Annotated in this window: 12 protein-coding genes; 4 read left to right on the forward strand and 8 right to left on the reverse strand. The window is 63.9% G+C overall.

Annotation, left to right across the window (positions count from 1 at the left end; all coding sequences use genetic code 11):
• Nucleotides 1-271: 271 nt before the first annotated feature.
• Both VWZ87_RS01770 and VWZ87_RS01775 read left to right on the forward strand, forming a co-directional pair.
• Nucleotides 272-1,063, forward strand: coding sequence for a helix-turn-helix transcriptional regulator (locus VWZ87_RS01770; protein WP_416535305.1), 792 nt, complete (start codon nt 272-274; stop codon nt 1,061-1,063).
• A gap of 133 nt (nt 1,064-1,196) precedes the next feature.
• The gene (locus tag VWZ87_RS01775; protein WP_340547811.1) at nt 1,197-2,399 is read left to right on the forward strand and encodes a helix-turn-helix domain-containing protein; all 1,203 of its coding nucleotides are present in this window, start codon (nt 1,197-1,199) and stop codon (nt 2,397-2,399) included.
• Nucleotides 2,400-2,459: 60 nt separating this feature from the next.
• On the opposite strand, the gene VWZ87_RS01780 is transcribed toward VWZ87_RS01775, so the two are convergent.
• From VWZ87_RS01780 to VWZ87_RS01795, 4 genes are all read right to left on the reverse strand, one after another.
• The gene (locus tag VWZ87_RS01780) at nt 2,460-5,576 is read right to left on the reverse strand and encodes an efflux RND transporter permease subunit (protein ID WP_416535306.1); all 3,117 of its coding nucleotides are present in this window, start codon (nt 5,574-5,576) and stop codon (nt 2,460-2,462) included.
• Entirely contained in the window at nt 5,573-6,832 is a 1,260-nt protein-coding gene (locus VWZ87_RS01785) for an efflux RND transporter periplasmic adaptor subunit (protein WP_416535307.1), read from the reverse strand. The genes VWZ87_RS01780 and VWZ87_RS01785 overlap by 4 nt, the downstream gene beginning before the upstream one ends.
• A gap of 3 nt (nt 6,833-6,835) precedes the next feature.
• Nucleotides 6,836-7,588 carry a MipA/OmpV family protein gene (locus VWZ87_RS01790; protein ID WP_416535308.1) on the reverse strand — a complete coding sequence of 251 codons (753 nt, stop codon included), beginning with the start codon at nt 7,586-7,588 and terminating at the stop codon, nt 6,836-6,838.
• Between the two features lie 100 nt (nt 7,589-7,688).
• A complete protein-coding gene (locus tag VWZ87_RS01795; protein WP_340547770.1) occupies nt 7,689-8,255 on the reverse strand; it encodes a hypothetical protein in 567 nt (188 codons plus the stop codon).
• Between the two features lie 294 nt (nt 8,256-8,549).
• Between VWZ87_RS01795 and VWZ87_RS01800 the strand changes: the two genes are divergently transcribed.
• Together VWZ87_RS01800 and VWZ87_RS01805 are read left to right on the forward strand one after the other, a co-directional pair.
• Nucleotides 8,550-8,900, forward strand: a complete 351-nt coding sequence (locus VWZ87_RS01800; protein ID WP_416535309.1) for an ArsR/SmtB family transcription factor — start codon at nt 8,550-8,552, stop codon at nt 8,898-8,900.
• Nucleotides 8,897-9,310: an SRPBCC family protein gene (locus VWZ87_RS01805; RefSeq protein WP_340547772.1), complete on the forward strand. Its 414-nt coding sequence runs from the start codon at nt 8,897-8,899 to the stop codon at nt 9,308-9,310. Before VWZ87_RS01800 ends, VWZ87_RS01805 begins: the two co-directional genes overlap by 4 nt.
• 43 nt (nt 9,311-9,353) lie before the next feature.
• On the opposite strand, the gene VWZ87_RS01810 is transcribed toward VWZ87_RS01805, so the two are convergent.
• The 4 genes from VWZ87_RS01810 to VWZ87_RS01825 all read right to left on the reverse strand — a co-directional run bounded on the left by VWZ87_RS01810 (nt 9,354) and on the right by VWZ87_RS01825 (nt 15,257).
• On the reverse strand, nt 9,354-10,289 hold the full coding sequence (locus VWZ87_RS01810) for a hypothetical protein (RefSeq protein ID WP_416535310.1): 936 nt from the start codon (nt 10,287-10,289) through the stop codon (nt 9,354-9,356).
• A gap of 315 nt (nt 10,290-10,604) precedes the next feature.
• Nucleotides 10,605-12,620 carry an ATP-binding protein gene (locus VWZ87_RS01815; RefSeq protein WP_416535311.1) on the reverse strand — a complete coding sequence of 672 codons (2,016 nt, stop codon included), beginning with the start codon at nt 12,618-12,620 and terminating at the stop codon, nt 10,605-10,607.
• 182 nt (nt 12,621-12,802) lie between these two features.
• A complete protein-coding gene (locus tag VWZ87_RS01820) occupies nt 12,803-13,885 on the reverse strand; it encodes a ParB/RepB/Spo0J family partition protein (protein WP_416535312.1) in 1,083 nt (360 codons plus the stop codon).
• Nucleotide 13,886: 1 nt separating this feature from the next.
• A complete protein-coding gene (locus tag VWZ87_RS01825; RefSeq protein WP_340547776.1) occupies nt 13,887-15,257 on the reverse strand; it encodes an AAA family ATPase in 1,371 nt (456 codons plus the stop codon).
• Between the last annotated feature and the right edge of the window lie 71 nt (nt 15,258-15,328).

A 15,328-nucleotide genomic window follows, 5' to 3' on the forward strand; every position in this document is an offset into this window, starting at 1 on the left:
TGCGCCTCCCCCGGCCAATACGACATGCGGTAATGCGACGTTCGGCCAGGCCCATCAGGCTTTGCTGTCTTCGCCGCCCCGCATCGGCCTCACACCGGATCCGCGGCGGTCAAAAACACTCAGATGCCCCGCACTCACAACAGGCCACCAGCGCCGGACCACAGCCTTGCCCAACATATCCGAGGAGAGACATGGCCGTATCCCCGGCGCCTCGGCCACGCTAGCAATGCGGCACCGCAGGTGTTATCCCTTAACATTAGGGGGTATCGTCGTGGATTGGACTGATATCGACAGTCTGGAACGCTGCACCAGCATCGCCGAGCTTTGGGCGCAGAGCTTGCAGGTCTTTGCTGCGATGGGATTTGACTACGCCATCTACCTGACCGTGGACGGCGACCGCAGCCATCCACATATCCAGACCAACCTGCCCGATATCTACCAGCAGCTGCCCAGCCATCGGGATCCGTTTCTGGATCACTGCTGCAACAGCTACGAACCACAGTTCACCGGGGCGGAGTTTCTGGCCGATCACCCCTATCTGGCCGCTGCGGAAACCGCCTTCATCCGCGACGCCTCGGTCAAGAGCGGGTTTCGCGCCGGCATTGCCATCCCGGTTCGGCTGCAAGGTTCCGACCGGTTCGGCGGTTTCAACATCGGCACCAGTCTGACGCGGGCCGATTTTCTCGCCCATGTCGCGGGCAAGACCGACAGCCTGCGCTTTCTCTGCATGATCATCCATCGCCGCATGGAGGAGCTGCGACAGCCCACGGTGGCGGCCCCGGAACAGCCCCCCGCCGACGCCCCGGCAGAGGCCGCGTTCAACAGGTCCCTGATCGCCCCGCAATCGGAGGCGCTGACCCGGCTCAGCCCGCGCGAACGCGAGGTGCTCTATCTGTTCAGCCAGGGGCTGACAACCAAGGAATGCGCGGCAATCTGCAAGATTTCGCCCCATACGGTCTCGGAATACGCCCATTCAATCTACCGCAAACTGAACGTCCGCAACCGGGTCGAGGCGATCGGCGTGCTCGCCAGGATCCGGCCCTCCGCGAGGCCCGGCCCCTAGGGTCAAAAGCCGCCCCTGCCCCCTGTCCGGCGTTCTTCCCTGCTGGAAAGGACAGCCTGACCGCCTGCAGATCTGTCCATCAGCGCTGCCCGCTGCTAAAGGCCAGATAGGGAATTTCAGGATCGGGCGCGTGATGGTGGACGATAAATACCTGCTGGCATTGTCGGCCTTTCACCTCGGCATGGCGCTGTTCTGCACCAATCAGCTGCTGCTGCACCAACGCCATCAGCGCATCTATGTGCCGCTGGCGCTGTTCTTCATCACTCAATCCGTTACCGAAATGCTCGGCATCCTTGATCTGGTGGTCACCGATGACGCCTATGATTATCTTGTCGCGCGCTTCAACAGCCTGCATGTGCCCGCCGTATTTGCCCAGCCGCTGCTGCTCTGGCTCTACGTGCGCGGTCTCACCTCCGAGGATGACGGCCCCCCGGTCACACAAAGGTTCTGGCACGCGGTGCCCATCCTGCTGGCGATCAGCATGGTGGTGTTGTTCTGGACCATCCCGAAATCCCTGTTCGCCCAGAATGATTTGGAGTTCGCCGACCTCAGCCAGTATATTCAGGCGATCCTGATCTACTTCCAGCTGGTCGAAGTGCTGTTTTACTGCCAGGTCGCCATCTACCTGGTGCTGATCATGCGGATGCTGTCGCGATATCGCACGCGCCTGAAGGATCTGTTTGCCACCACCGAGGACCGCGAGCTGACCTGGGTCTGGTGGATCACCACCACGGTCTCCGCCTATCTCCTGCTCAGTGTCGCCGAGATTCTGGCCGACCTCTTTGGTCTTGAGCTGTTCATCCTGTTCAGCGAAGCCTCCGACCTGACCAATGGCCTGTCCAGCCTCGCCATCACCTGGGTGATCGGCGTCTGGGGCGTGCGCCAGCAGCCGGGGCTGATGCCGAAACCGCGCGGCGACACGCAGCCGCCCGCCGAGCGGGAACTGGCCACCGCAAAATACGAACGCTCCGCGCTCACCGACGATCACGCGGCCCGTATCGCGGCCAAGATCGAACGCGCCATGACCAAGGATATGCTCTACCGCGATCCCAACCTGTCGCTCTGGGATCTGGCCAAACATATCAGCGTCACCTCCAACTACGTCTCGCAGACGCTGAATATGACGCTTCAGTCGAATTTCTTTGATTACGTCAACAAATGGCGCATTCAGGATGCGGTGAAACAGCTGCATGACAGCGATGAGACCATTCTGGTGATCGCCCATGATGTCGGGTTCAATTCGCGTTCGTCCTTTTACAACGCCTTCAAGCGCGAGATGAACACCACCCCCTCTGCGCTGCGTGCCGCCCGCGGCAGCGCCGCCCCATCGACCTGACGCCGACGACGGGGCAGCAGCTGGCCGGTGGCCTGCCGCTGCCACTCTCAGCCACCGCTCTCAGCCACCCGTCGCCCGCTGACCCCGCCAGCTGCGGCCGCGCGCGCCCAGCACCAGCATCGCCGGGGTCACCAGCAGCGTCAGCAGCGTTGCCGCCACCAGCCCGCCCGCGATGGTTGTCGACAGCTCGGTCCACCACTGGCTGGACGGCGCGCCAAACACCATGCTGCCCGCAAGCAGATCCAGCTTCATCCCCAGGACCATCGGCATCAGCCCCAGCACCGTTGTCAGCGCCGTCAGCACCACCGGCCGCAGCCGCAGCGCCCCTGCGCGCAGCGCCGCCTCATGAGGCGACTGCCCCGCCTGCCGCTGCGCATTATAGGTGTCGATCAGCACGATATTGGTGTTGACCACGATGCCCGCCAGCGCAATCACCCCGATGCCGCCCATCACCACACCAAACGGCCGCCCCGCCAGCAGCAGCCCAAGGAGCACCCCGGCGATAGAAAAGACAATCGCCGACATCACCACCGCCGCCTGATAGAAACTGTTGAACTGCGCGATCAGGATCACCGCCATCAGCACAACCGCCGTCACAAAGGCAAGGATCAGGAACCGCATCGCCGCATCCTGCTCCTCTGCCTCGCCCCGGAACTGCCAGCTTACGCCGTCTGGCAGATCGGCCCGGTCCAGCGCCTGACGCAGCCGCGCGATCTGCGCATCGGCCAGCAGCCCCGGCGCCACATTGGCCGAGAGCGTCAGCACCCGCGACTGGTCCCGCCGCTCGATCGCGCCGGAGCGCGGCACCGGTGCAAAGCGGGTGAAATTGGCAATCGGCACCAGCCCCGCGCTGGTCGGAACCTGAAGCTGCCGCAAACGGTCAAAGCTGCGGTCCGCCGCCGGAAAACGCACCCGCACATCCACCGACTCCGCCACGTCATCGGGCCGGAATGTGGTCACGGTCACGCCATGGGTCAGCAATTGCACCGCCTGCCCCACAAGGTTGAGGTCCGCGCCATAGCGCGCGGCCTCGGCGCGGTCGATCTCGATGCGCCATTCCACCCCCGGCAGGGCGCGGCTGTCGGCAACATCGGTGAACCCGCCAATCCCGCCCATGATCTCGCGGATCCGGGCCACCGCCGCCTCGGCCGCGGAGGGGTCCCGGGCGGTGACATGTAGATCCAGCGGCTTGGCCGCGCTTGGCCCGTCATCCTCGGTTTCCACCCGCACCTCGACCCCCGGCAGATCCGCTACCTCGGCACGGATCCCGGCGCCAATCTCCGCTGCGGGCGGGCGCTGGTCCCAGGGATCCAGCTCCAGCTGAATGGTGCCGATAAGGTCCAGATCATCACCCCCGCCCAGCGAGGCCACCGCATAGACGCTGGCAATCCCATCGCGGCGCAGCAGCTGATCCTCCACCACCCGCACCAGCGCATCGCGTTCATGGATCGAAAAATTGTCCCGTGCACGCAGCTGAACCTGCATGAATTCAGGCTCTATCTTGGGGAAAAAGCTCAGCCCCGCGCCGAATGTCCCATATAGGCCAAAGGTCGCGATCAACAGCGCAAGACTCAGCAGAACGGTGGTGCCCGGAAACAGCAGTGCGCGCGCCAGCATCCGCGCATATAGCCCCGCCGTCCCACGGCCAAGGCGCGGATCACCATATTCCGCCGCATGCAACGCCCGTTTCGCCGCCGCCGTCTGCGGCGACCGCCGCGCGATCACGCCCCCCAGAACCGGGATGAACACCAGCGCCATCAGCAGCGATGCCGCCAGAGTCACGATGACGGTGATCGGCAGGAATTTCATGAACTCACCGGTGGTGCCGGTCCAGAACAGCAGCGGCACAAACACGCTCAGCGTGGTGGCGGTCGAGGAGATCAGCGGCCCCGCCATCCGCCCCGCCGCCGCGCGATAGGCCTGCGCCGGGGTCGCGCCCTCCTGCAAATGGCGATCCGCCAGTTCAGTGGTGACAATGGCGCCGTCCACCAGCATTCCGACCACCAGGATCAGCGAGAACAGCACGACGATGTTCATCGTGATCCCCATCGCCCAGAGCAGCGCCACACCAGCCAGGAACGCCCCCGGTATCGACAGGCCAACCAGCAGCGCCGCGCGCAGTCCCAGCGCATAGATCACCACCAGCATCACCAGCACGATGGCCGCCACCACATTGGCCTCCAGATCGCCCAGCATGGTCTCCACCTCGCGGCTCTCATCCAGCAGATAGTCGATCTTGACGCTCTGCGGCCACTCCTGCCGCGCCGCTGCAATCACCGCCTTTGCCGCAGCCACCGTCTCGATGATATTGGCGCCGCTGCGTTTGGTGATATCCAGCGTCAGCGCCGGCTGGCCGTTGATCCGGGCAAAGCTGCGCGGATCCTCGAACCGCCGCCGCACCACCGCGATATCGCCAAGGGTCACCACCGCACCGCCCTGCACCTTGACCGGCATCTGCATCAGATCCTGCGCCCCATCGACCAGCCCCGGCACCTTCAGCACAAACCGCCCGGCGGCACCGTCGATGGTCCCGGCGGCAATCATCGCATTGTTGCGGTTGATCTGTCCCACCAGCGCCTCGAAGGACAGCCCATAGGTGGCAAAGGCAACCGGGTCGATCAGCACCTCCAGCAGATCCGAACGACCGCCGCCGATATCGACCTCCAAAATGCCCGAAACCGCCTCCAGCCGTGCCTTCAGCTCGCGCGCCATCCGGTTCAGGCTGCGCTCCGGCACCGGCCCGGACAGCACCGTGGTCAGCACCGGAAACAGTGCCGTGTTGATCTCGATCACAACCGGTTCGGTGGCGGCCTCCGGCAGGTCCGGGCGGGCCTGATCCACCGCCACCCGCACCCGGTCCAGCGCCTCTGCCACATCAGCACCTGCCTCGAATTCCAGCGTCACGCTGGCATAGCCCTCATAGGCGTGACCCTTCATCTCCTTCAGATCCGCCAGCCCGCTCAGCGCGGTTTCCAGCGGCTTGACCAGCAGCCGCTCACTGTCACCCGGCGATATCCCCGACAGGCTGGTGCTGACATAGACAAAGGGGATCGGAATGTCGGGATTGCTCTCCTTGGGGATGCTGACATAGGCATAGGCCCCGGCGCAGAGCAGCGCCGCAAAGATCAGGATCACCGCGCGGCTGCGGGAAAAGATCACCGCCAATATGCCGTTCACGACGGATCCGCCGCGCCGTTGCCATCGCCGCCGGGCCGCACCCGTTCGCCTGCGCTGACAAACCCCTGTCCGACGGTGATCAGCCGCAGCTGATCCGGCAGGCCGCTGACCCAGACACCGGCGCCGTCGCGCGCTGACTGGACGATCTCCACCGGGGTAAAGACCACACGGTCGGTGTCATCGACAGATTTGACGCCCAGCCCCCCCGCCATATCCAGCGAGAGCAGCGCCGGTGACAGGAAATGCGCCTGGACCTGATCCAGCGGCACCTCGATCCGGGCGCTGACCCCGGCCGGGATCGCAGCGCTGCGCTCCGCCGGATTGGCCAGCGTCAGCTCGGCGGTGAAGCTGCGGGTCTCTGCCGCCGCACTCTGCCCCAGAAAACTCAGCCGCCCCTCGGCGCTGCGCCCGTCCAGAAACCGGACCTGCGCGATGGCCCCCTCGGTCAGGGAGCCGCGCTGGTGCTGGGGCACCTGAAACACCACCCGCAGCGGATCCAGCGCCACCACCCGCGCCACCTCGGCCCCCTCCTGCACATAGGCACCGGGGGTGAGGTCAAAGGCTTCGAGATGCCCGGCAAAGGGCGCGGTCAGCTGCGTTTCCGCCAGAGCCTGCCGGGCCGCGGCAAGATCCGCCTTGGCCACGGCCAGCGCCTCGCGCGCCTCGCTCAGCCGCTGATCGGTGGTCGATCCCCGCTGATGCAGCGCCGCCGCACGCGTGTACTCGTGTTCGGCCCGCAATTGCGAGGCCTCCGCCCGCGCCAGCGCCGCCTGCCGGGGACCGGCCTGCAAGGTGGCGAGGATCTGCCCCTGCGCAACCCGTGCGCCCTTCGCCACCGCAACGGTGGCCACATGGCCCGACATCTCCGCCCGCAGGGTGGCGTCCCGGTCAGCCCTGCTATGCCCCTCGGCGTGCAGCAGCCGCGTCACCGGCGCCGCCTGCGACAGCTGCACAGCGACAGAAACAGGCTCTGTTACAGGGGAATTCCCACCATCGGGCGGCGGCAGCGGGGCGGCGGACCAGAACAGCCCGACCAGCATCCAGACCACCAGCCCCAGATAGATCGCCGCCGCCAGCAGTGGCGGCCATGTCGCCCTGGCATCGCTGACAAACACCAGCTCAACCGGCGCCGCTGGAGCGGCCCCGGTAACGGCAGAGAGCGGCGGCACGGCGGCAGCGGGGCCGGTTGGCGGCGCGGTCTCCCGCCGCGCCTCCCCTGCCCTGCCCCGCAGTTTCGAGTGAAGCGGAGACGCCATGGATCAGAAGCTGTAGATCAGGCCAAGCCCGACCGAATAGCTGTCCTTGGTATTGGTCAGCGGGCTGTCGTGAACCTTCTTGTCGATCAGCTGATAATTCACCGTCCCCAGCACCGACAACGTGTCGCTGATCGGGTAGACCATGGTCATATCCACAAACGGCTCGGTGGTGGAGCCAACATCATAAGCGGCCCGCTGCGCGCTCGCCTCGCTGGCGGACACACCGTAAAGGAAGTTGTTCAGCTTGCCGTCGCGCATCCGCGCCCCGGCGCCAATATCGACACCCAGCTGGCCCATCTGGAACTCGGTCCCGAATTTGGCCTCCGCGTGATAGCCGTCATGCTCATTGGAGACATCCACCATCGCGCTGCCCGCCACATAGAACCCGTCAAAACGATAGGTCATGTCAAATCCCGCCTCGATCGGTGTGCTGCGCTTCAGTCCTGCAAACAGCGGCTTGTTCTCCGGGTAATCCGGCTTTTCGCCCGCACCCACGCGCACCGAAACCTGCAGGTCCTCGCTGTTCAGAATATGATAGGCGACCCCGTCCCAGCCCAGATGCAGCCGGTCGCTGTCATAGGACACAAACGGCAGGGCGGCGGCTTCGGTGCTTTCGCCCTTGTAAAGGTCGGAGGAGGCAAACGCCCCCAGCCCGAGGGTAAACTGGCCGTTGGAAAACAGCCCCTCGGCGGCGGCGCCAGATGCGCCCGCCAGACTACACGCGGTCACAAGAGCGGCGCTGCGATAAAAATTCATGGTCTTATCCTTTTTCAGATCGTGTTTTAGGTCTTGGGTATGGGTTTCGGGACGCCCCGGCGCGCCCTCGTCAGGGCGAGCGATGCTGGCCAGCTGCGGATCAGCGCAGCCGGTGGGTGATATCGGCATGGACCACGCAAGGCTCGGCTGAACCGATCTGCCGGACCATGCGCGGCGGAAAGCTGATCGTGGCCACTGCCTTCTGATCAATCAGCCCCTCCGAAATCACCCGTGTCTGCAACTCGGTCACGGTGGTGACCTTGCCGAACAGGGTGCGCTCGACCTCGGTCATCACCCCTTCCCAGCGGTTGGGGCTGGTGCGGGTCCAGTTGATATCTACCTCCCAGGCCGCATTGAGCTGATTCAGATCCAGTGGTTTGGAAAAATGCAGGGGCTTGGAATAAAGCACCTCATCCTTTGCATCGGACTCGATCTCGCGCCGCAGCGTCGCCGAACAGCCGCTGACCGACCGGAACTGCATCAGCGCCAGCCAATGCCCGTCGCGCGGCTGGATGTCATCGCTGCCGGTTCCGGCGCTGGTCGCAGGGGTGGCCCCGATGGCAAACCCCAGTGCGATGCAGAACACCACCGGCAGCAGCGGCACGGCGCGCCGATACCGCCGCAGCGCAGAGGTCAGATAACGGGACTGAAACGAAGGTCTGAGCATGGCGGGGTCTCTCTCTGGTCAGATATTCCGGTTGCGCAACAGCAGGGCTGTAGAGGGCAGGCCATCCGCCGCCTCGCCCTGACCCTAGCCAGAGCCGCGCAGCTCCGTCGTCCAACCGGGCCGGAAAGGACGCCAGACTGCCCGTCCCGGCAGGACAGGACGCCGGACAGCACGGTTTTGCCCCCGACCAGCGGGGGGTCCGGCGCGATGCCGCAGAATCAGGCTTGACGTGAAACCATAAGGTATCATATTAAAAGGATACCAAACGGTATCATATAGGGAGCAGATACCGCCATGTCACAGCAGACGCCGGACCAGCAGAACCACCAGCACCCGGAGCAACTGGCCTTTCGCGCCCTGGCGGATCCGACACGCCGCCAGATCCTCCGGCTGCTGGCGCAGGACAGCCTCACCATCGCCGAGGTTGCGGAGAATTTTCAGATGACCCGCGCCGCGGTGAAGAAACATCTCACCATTCTGGACGAGGGCAATCTGATCTCGGTCCAGACCGAGGGCCGCGCCCGGCTCAATCACCTCAACCCGGATGGGCTGCGGCAGGTGTTCGACTGGTTCGGCTTCTTTGATGCCTTCTGGGACGACCGCCTTGCGACGCTCAAATCCGAAATCGAAAAGGACATCCAATGACCGATACGATCCTGCGCAAATCCATCTATCTGCGGGCCACCCCGGCCCAGGTCTGGGCCTATCTGACAGAGCCGGAGAAACTGGCGATCTGGTTCCACAAACCCCAGACCCCGCTGGTCGAAGGCCCCTATGAGATGTTCGGCACCGAAAGCGGCAAGCGGCTGATGTGGGGCGAGGTGCTGCTGGCGGAGCCCTTCACCCGCCTTGACTACAGCTTTACCATCGCGCCGATGGGCGATGGCACCAGCACCGTCTCTTGGACGCTAGAGGAGGTGCCCGGCGGCACCAATCTGTCGCTGACCCACACCGGCCTGCCACAGGGGGTCGAGGCCTTTGACCTGTTGCTGGCGCTGGACAAGGGATGGGACGAACATCTGGGCCGGATGCGGGCCTCCGCCCACGACAGCTGAGCTGCGCGGCGGGCCGGACCTGCCGTTCGCACAGGCCAAAGGCTCAGTCGATAACGGTCACGCCGGGCAGGCTGCGGATCAGATCAATATCCGCGAAATAGCGCTCTGTCATCTCATCGACGAATCCCTGCGACCAGCCCGGCAGGTCAATTTCCTCTTCCACCGCATCTTCTGCGTGGAAATAGGACAGGAACAGCTCGCGCACCTGATTGCGCTGCTGTTCCGACAGCTTCGGACGCTCGGCCAGATAGGCCTCCAGCCGCCGGGTGCCTTCCTCCGTCATCGCCTGACGCAGAATATCCGTCTCACCGGTGAACCGGTAGCCCGCGCCCAACCCGGTGACATGTCCCAGCACCTGCGGCCAGACCACCGGCGTTTCCTCATTGCACCAGACGGTGATCGCGCAATCGGGATTTGCGGTCAGGATATCGCCGACCACCTCGGACCAGCGCAGCTCCATCAGGTCGGTATCCCCGGCAAACCCGTACCAATCCTTCTGCGACTGCGCGGCAAACCCGGCCGGCACCAGCGTCGCCGGATTGCGCAGACCCAGGAAAAACTCGCAGCGATGATCGGCAAACACCGCCCGCAGCGCGGCGGTATTGGCACCGGCATTGCGGTAAAGCCGCCCATCATTCAGCATCCAGGCCGGCACGCCCAGAATCGCCGACATCGACAGCACCACCCGCGCCGGATCCGCGTCGCGCAGAACCCCCTCGAGAAAGTCTTCGCACGCCTCGTCGCTGACCCCCTCCTTTGCGGCGCGGCCCTTCAGATCGGTCAGGTCTTTCAGATAGGTTCCCGGTCGGCGCACCAGTACGCCATCCTGCAACAGCCGCGCCGAATCCCGGCGCAGCGACCAGATCAGCTGATCCTCATCGGTGAACGGCGCCCCGATATGCAGCGCAACCGTCAGATCTCCTGCCCCGCCTCCAGATGTGGAGCCGGTCACGCCAGAGATGGTCTGCGGTTCTGTCATCGTCAAACTCCGCCTTGGTGTCGTCGCGCGCCGGGGGTCGCCGGATCACAACCCGCGGCCCATAACAGGCCGCCCCAGCCCCGATGTCACAATAAGGTTGCCCTTAAGACCATAATTAACGGGGTGTTTGTCTTTGTTTTGTCCCAATTTTGTCCTTAATGCAGCCGCCGCACGCAGGCCGGGCCGATCAGGTGTCAGCCCGTGTGTAGCCAGCCCGCGGAAGAAGAGTCAATGCAACCGCAGGGATTGGTCTGTAATGCCTTTGTTAGAGCCTGAATTTATGAACCCCAGGCGCGCAGCTGGCCAGGAACAGGTCTAGCCGACAAGCTGCTTCGGCGCGGCGCCACCCTTCGCGAGGGGGCGAGGAAAACTCACCTCAAAGACCGCACCACGAGGCTGGGCCGCCGAAACCTGCACGGTTCCGCCCCAGCTCTCCACGGTTTTCTTGATAAACGCCAGCCCCAGCCCGCTGCCTTCGGTCGAGGAGGACAGCCGGTGGAACGGGGCAAAGATCCGCTCGCGGTGTTCCTCCGGGATGCCCGGACCATCGTCGCGCACCGAGATCGTCACCGCATCGGGACCGGTTTTCGCGCTCAGCACCACATGGCCGCGTTCCCGGTCGTGATGCTGAAAGGCGTTGGCGATCAGGTTGCGCATCACCATGTCAAAGGCGATCGGATTGACCTGTAGTTCCGGCATCCCCGCTTCGATGATCACCTCGAAACCGGCGCGCGGTCCGGCCAGTTCCAGCACCTCATGCAGGCGCTGCGATGGCTCGATCACCTCCGCCTGATGGCTCTCGCTATGGGTGGTGGAATAGACCAGCAGATCCTGCACCAGCTGCATCATCCGCTGCGACAGGCGTTCCATTTCAACCCAGTTGGAGCGGACGCCGTCGGGCAGATCTATCCCGGCTTCCTGCATGTCCTCCGCCACAAAATCAATCAGGTTGAGCAGGCTGAACAAAGGCGCCTTCAGATCATGTGCCGCAATGGCGGAGAAGGTGCGCAGATCCTCGTTGACCACCTCCAGCGACCGGGCCTGCGCGGCAATCAGATCCTGCTGTTCCTGCAAGCGGGTCACATCCACCCGCAGGGAGGCAAAATGCCGGGGCCCCAGCTTGACATCACGGGCCTGAAACACCCGGCCATCCGTCGCGCGCACTGTCCGTGGCTCGGATCTTCCACGCTGCAGATCCTCAACAACCTGATCAACAAGGGATGCAATCTGCGCATCGGTGTAGGGGTTTTCGATGGTGCCATCCATATAGGATTTCACGATCATCTGCTGCATCGTCGCGCCCTTTTTCAGGGCCGCCACCATGCCGGGAAAGATCAGTTCAAACCCATGGTTCCAATGCACCGCCCGCAGGTTGTGATCATAGATCACGATGGCCGCAGCCACCTCATCCAGTGCCTCAACCAGCAGTTGGTCGCCAGCGCGATCCCTCAGCAACTGATTGGATTTGTTGCGATAATAATGGAACCAATAGCCCAGCGTCAGGATGACCGCCACCAGAACGGCACCGATCAGCAGGCCCCAGCGCACCAGAATATTGTCCCAGATCGTGCGCGACTGGCCAAACCATTTCTTGTCCAGATCGCGCAGCAAGTTGGCGTCAACACTTGCGGCGATGGCGGCGTCCAGCTCATCGCGCAGCGCCTCCTGCCCCGGCGCCACCAGGAACCCATAGGGGCTGCTGACCAGCGGCGGTGACAGCACCCGGACATGGTCGTCAACCTCAGCCATCCGCAGCCGCCGCAGGAAACTGTTGTGGCCTGACACCACCACATCAATCTCACCGGTCAGAAACGGCAGGATCTGGGTGTCCATCGAGGCAAATTCGACCATCTCGGTGAAGGGGATCTGGCGGGCACCGTCAACGGCGAAACTGCCGCTGACCACGCCTATATCCATTCCAGCGAGATCATCCAGCTCGTAGAGCTGATCGCTCTTGCGGACAAAGGCCCGCATCTCAAACGATCCAAGCGTGCGCGTGGCCAGCCCGGCGCTCAACCGCTCCGGCGTCAGCGCCAGAAGCGATGTCACATCCGCCCGGCCCAGACGCAGCTCATCCAGCATACCGGCCGGGTTTGTGTTGGGCTGAAACACGACCTCCCGCCCCGCCGCGCTGGCGATATGCCGCATCAGGTCGATCGACACGCCCTTTGGATATCCGTCAATATCGGTAAAGGAATAGGGCGGGTATTCCTCATAGGTCATCCGGATCGGTTCGGCCTGCCCCATGCTGGCCAGAGTCGGAACACCGACGAGAGCGAAGAACAGCAATACCGCCAGGCGCCGCATCGTGAATGTAAATAGTACCTGCAAGTGCCGTCCCGCTGTGCATACCCCTCAAGCCACCCATCTGGCCAAAAATGTCTGAACCTATCGTTAAAACGGGACGGTACCTACAGTTTTACCCATTAATCCCCGTAAAAAGCACCCCAGCCGCCGAGGTCGACAGCTGGGGCGAACAGAACAGACGGGTGAGCGGCCATTCCGGGCAGCCCTCAGTCCAGGGTATCCTCGATCAATGCCAGCAAAGCCTCCACCTGCGCGGGGTCAAGGCTGCGGCCCTTGAGGTCGATTCGCACCGCCGTCGGCGCCACCTCAGCCGACAGGTCCCCTCCCGATTGCAGCCGCCGCGCGGCCAGCCGGGTGACCTGCCGGGGGCGTCCGCCACGCGGCTTGGCCTCCGCCACCGGGTCCATATCCGACAGCGCGGTTTCCAGAAGCCGCCATTCCGCCCGCTCATCCGCCGGATCCGCCCCGGCCAGCGCGGCACGCAGGGCGCCCTGCCCGCCCGACCGCAGCGCCGCCGCCAGTTTCAGCCCGGCCTTCTCCGACAGCGCATTGGGATAGCGCAGCAGATCGCCCAGCCCCTCATGCACGGCGGCAAAGCTGCGCACCTTGGAGCGTTTCGCCTTTGACGCCGCCGCAAACAGCGCCTCAACCGCCGCCTCGACCGAGGCAAACACCCCCTGCCCCGCCACCAGCACCGCAATGCGCCCGCGTTCATAGGGCGTCAGATTGGCGCGCAGCTCGTTTTCCTCGATCATCGCCACATAGGCGCCCGCACTGTCCGCGCCCCGCCGCAGAAACGCGGGGATCTCGGCAAACCCGTCTTCGCTCCGGTTCAGCCGCGCATAGGCTTCCAGACGGCGAAAGCCCGACACCAGACCGTAGCCATCGTCCAGCGCGATCACCTCAACCGGGCTGCGCAGACCATGGGCGCGGATAGAACTGATCAGCTCGTCCAGCTCCTCCTCGTCGATCTGCATCCGGTCGCGGCGCAGATAGTCGCGGTCAATCTCTGCCAGCGGAATGCGCAGCACGGTTTCCCCGGCAGTCTCAGCCGCGCGCCAGCGTTCGGCGTCTGCCTTGTCGCGGGCCATCTCGACCCGATCCGCCACCGCCGCCATCCCGCGCAGCTGTGCCGCCTCGGCCGAGACCTTGGCAATCGGCGGCGCGCTGGCCGGGACGCCACCGGGCGCCGGGTCAAAGGGGTTGATGCCGGGTTTCGCGGCGAAACCCTCCTCGATGGCTTCGATTTCGGACGCGTCCGGGGCGCTCAGCCGTCTGCGTTTTGCCATGTTACTCCGCCTCTTCCATCTGGGTGTCACGCCACCAGCTGCCGATGAGCAGCTCCTTGAACTCCGCATAGGTCCGATCAAAGGTTTCGCGACCGCGTACATAGGTATCGCGGTTGAAGTCGCGATAGTCTGCTTCGTAGATACCATTCACCTGTTCTCCCGCCTGCCCAACAAGGGCGGTGACATCCTGACGGTAGGCGTTCATGAAATCTCCGAAATAGGCCTGGATCACATTCGCCATGTCCGTCTGCTGACTGGCGTCAAAGCGCGTGATCAGCGCCCTCACTACATCCCATTCAAATTTAATTTCCGGCAAACCCGCCGCGCGCTGTGCCATATTCTCGCCCTCCTCGATGGAGGCGAAGGTGGAATAAAGCATGTCGAAGAACCGACCCGTAGAGTCGAACTCCAGAAACGATGCCCCCAGCGGCACCAGCAGGATATCCGCCGCCGCCAGCGCGTTGATGGTCAGATAGCCAAGCGCCGGGGGGGTGTCGAGGAAGACGATATCGTAATCGTCCAGAATGCCCTCCTGCTCGAGGAAGTTGCTCAGCGCATCCCACAGCGGCCAGCTGCGCAGCCCCATGCGCCAGACCGGAATCTGGAATTCCGCCCAATACAGGTTCAGCTGCGCGCCGATCAGATCAATATTCGACCAATGGGTTTTCTGGATGACGTTTCGCGACGAAACCCGCAGCGCCTCGTTCAATGTCTCATCCAGCGGCAGTTCCGGCTCTCCGGCGGCGGCGCGCACGGCGTTTTCCGCAACCACGGATTTGGCGTAATCCTTGGCGATCAGCGGAAAGACGGTGGACCATTCGTCCTCAACCTTGCCGCCAAGGATTGAGGTCATCGACCCCTGGCTGTCCAGATCAATGACCAGCACCTTGTAGCCATCCAGCGCAGCCGACATCGCCAGATGCGCCGCCGTCGAGGTCTTGCCAACGCCGCCTTTGAAATTGGCAACCGCCGTCACCTTGGCCGGCACGCCCTTGGGCCGGTAGGGCAGATATTCCTTGGTCGAGATCCCTTCGGAGGCAAAATGCCGCCGCAGCGCCAGCACCTCCTCCAGAGTGAACCATTTGGAGCCGCCTTCACCCTCGCCCTGCGGCAGGTCGGGGTGGTTCTTCAACACCCGGCGCAGATGCTGTGGCGCGACCGGGATCAGATAGCGGGTGATCTCCCAGGTGGAGAATTTGCGCAGCCGTTTTTCGCCGTCGGGCGCATAACCGCGCCGGGCCAGATCCTCGCGCCCTTTGGTGCACATGGCGGCGGCCTTGGCGAACCGTGTGGTCTGGATCGGATCCGGCAGTTTGGCGGCGGCCTGTTTGGGATCCAGATTGAAATACGGGGGCAGGGGAGGCGATGTCATGTTGCGGCTCGATCTCGGTGCATGTGGATGCGTGTTATCGCGCGTGTTTTCTATTTGCGCTTATATGCCAG

The sequence above is a fragment of the Phaeobacter sp. JH20_37 genome, from assembly GCF_048056015.1.
Taxonomy (GTDB): Bacteria; Pseudomonadota; Alphaproteobacteria; order Rhodobacterales; family Rhodobacteraceae; genus Phaeobacter; species Phaeobacter bryozoorum.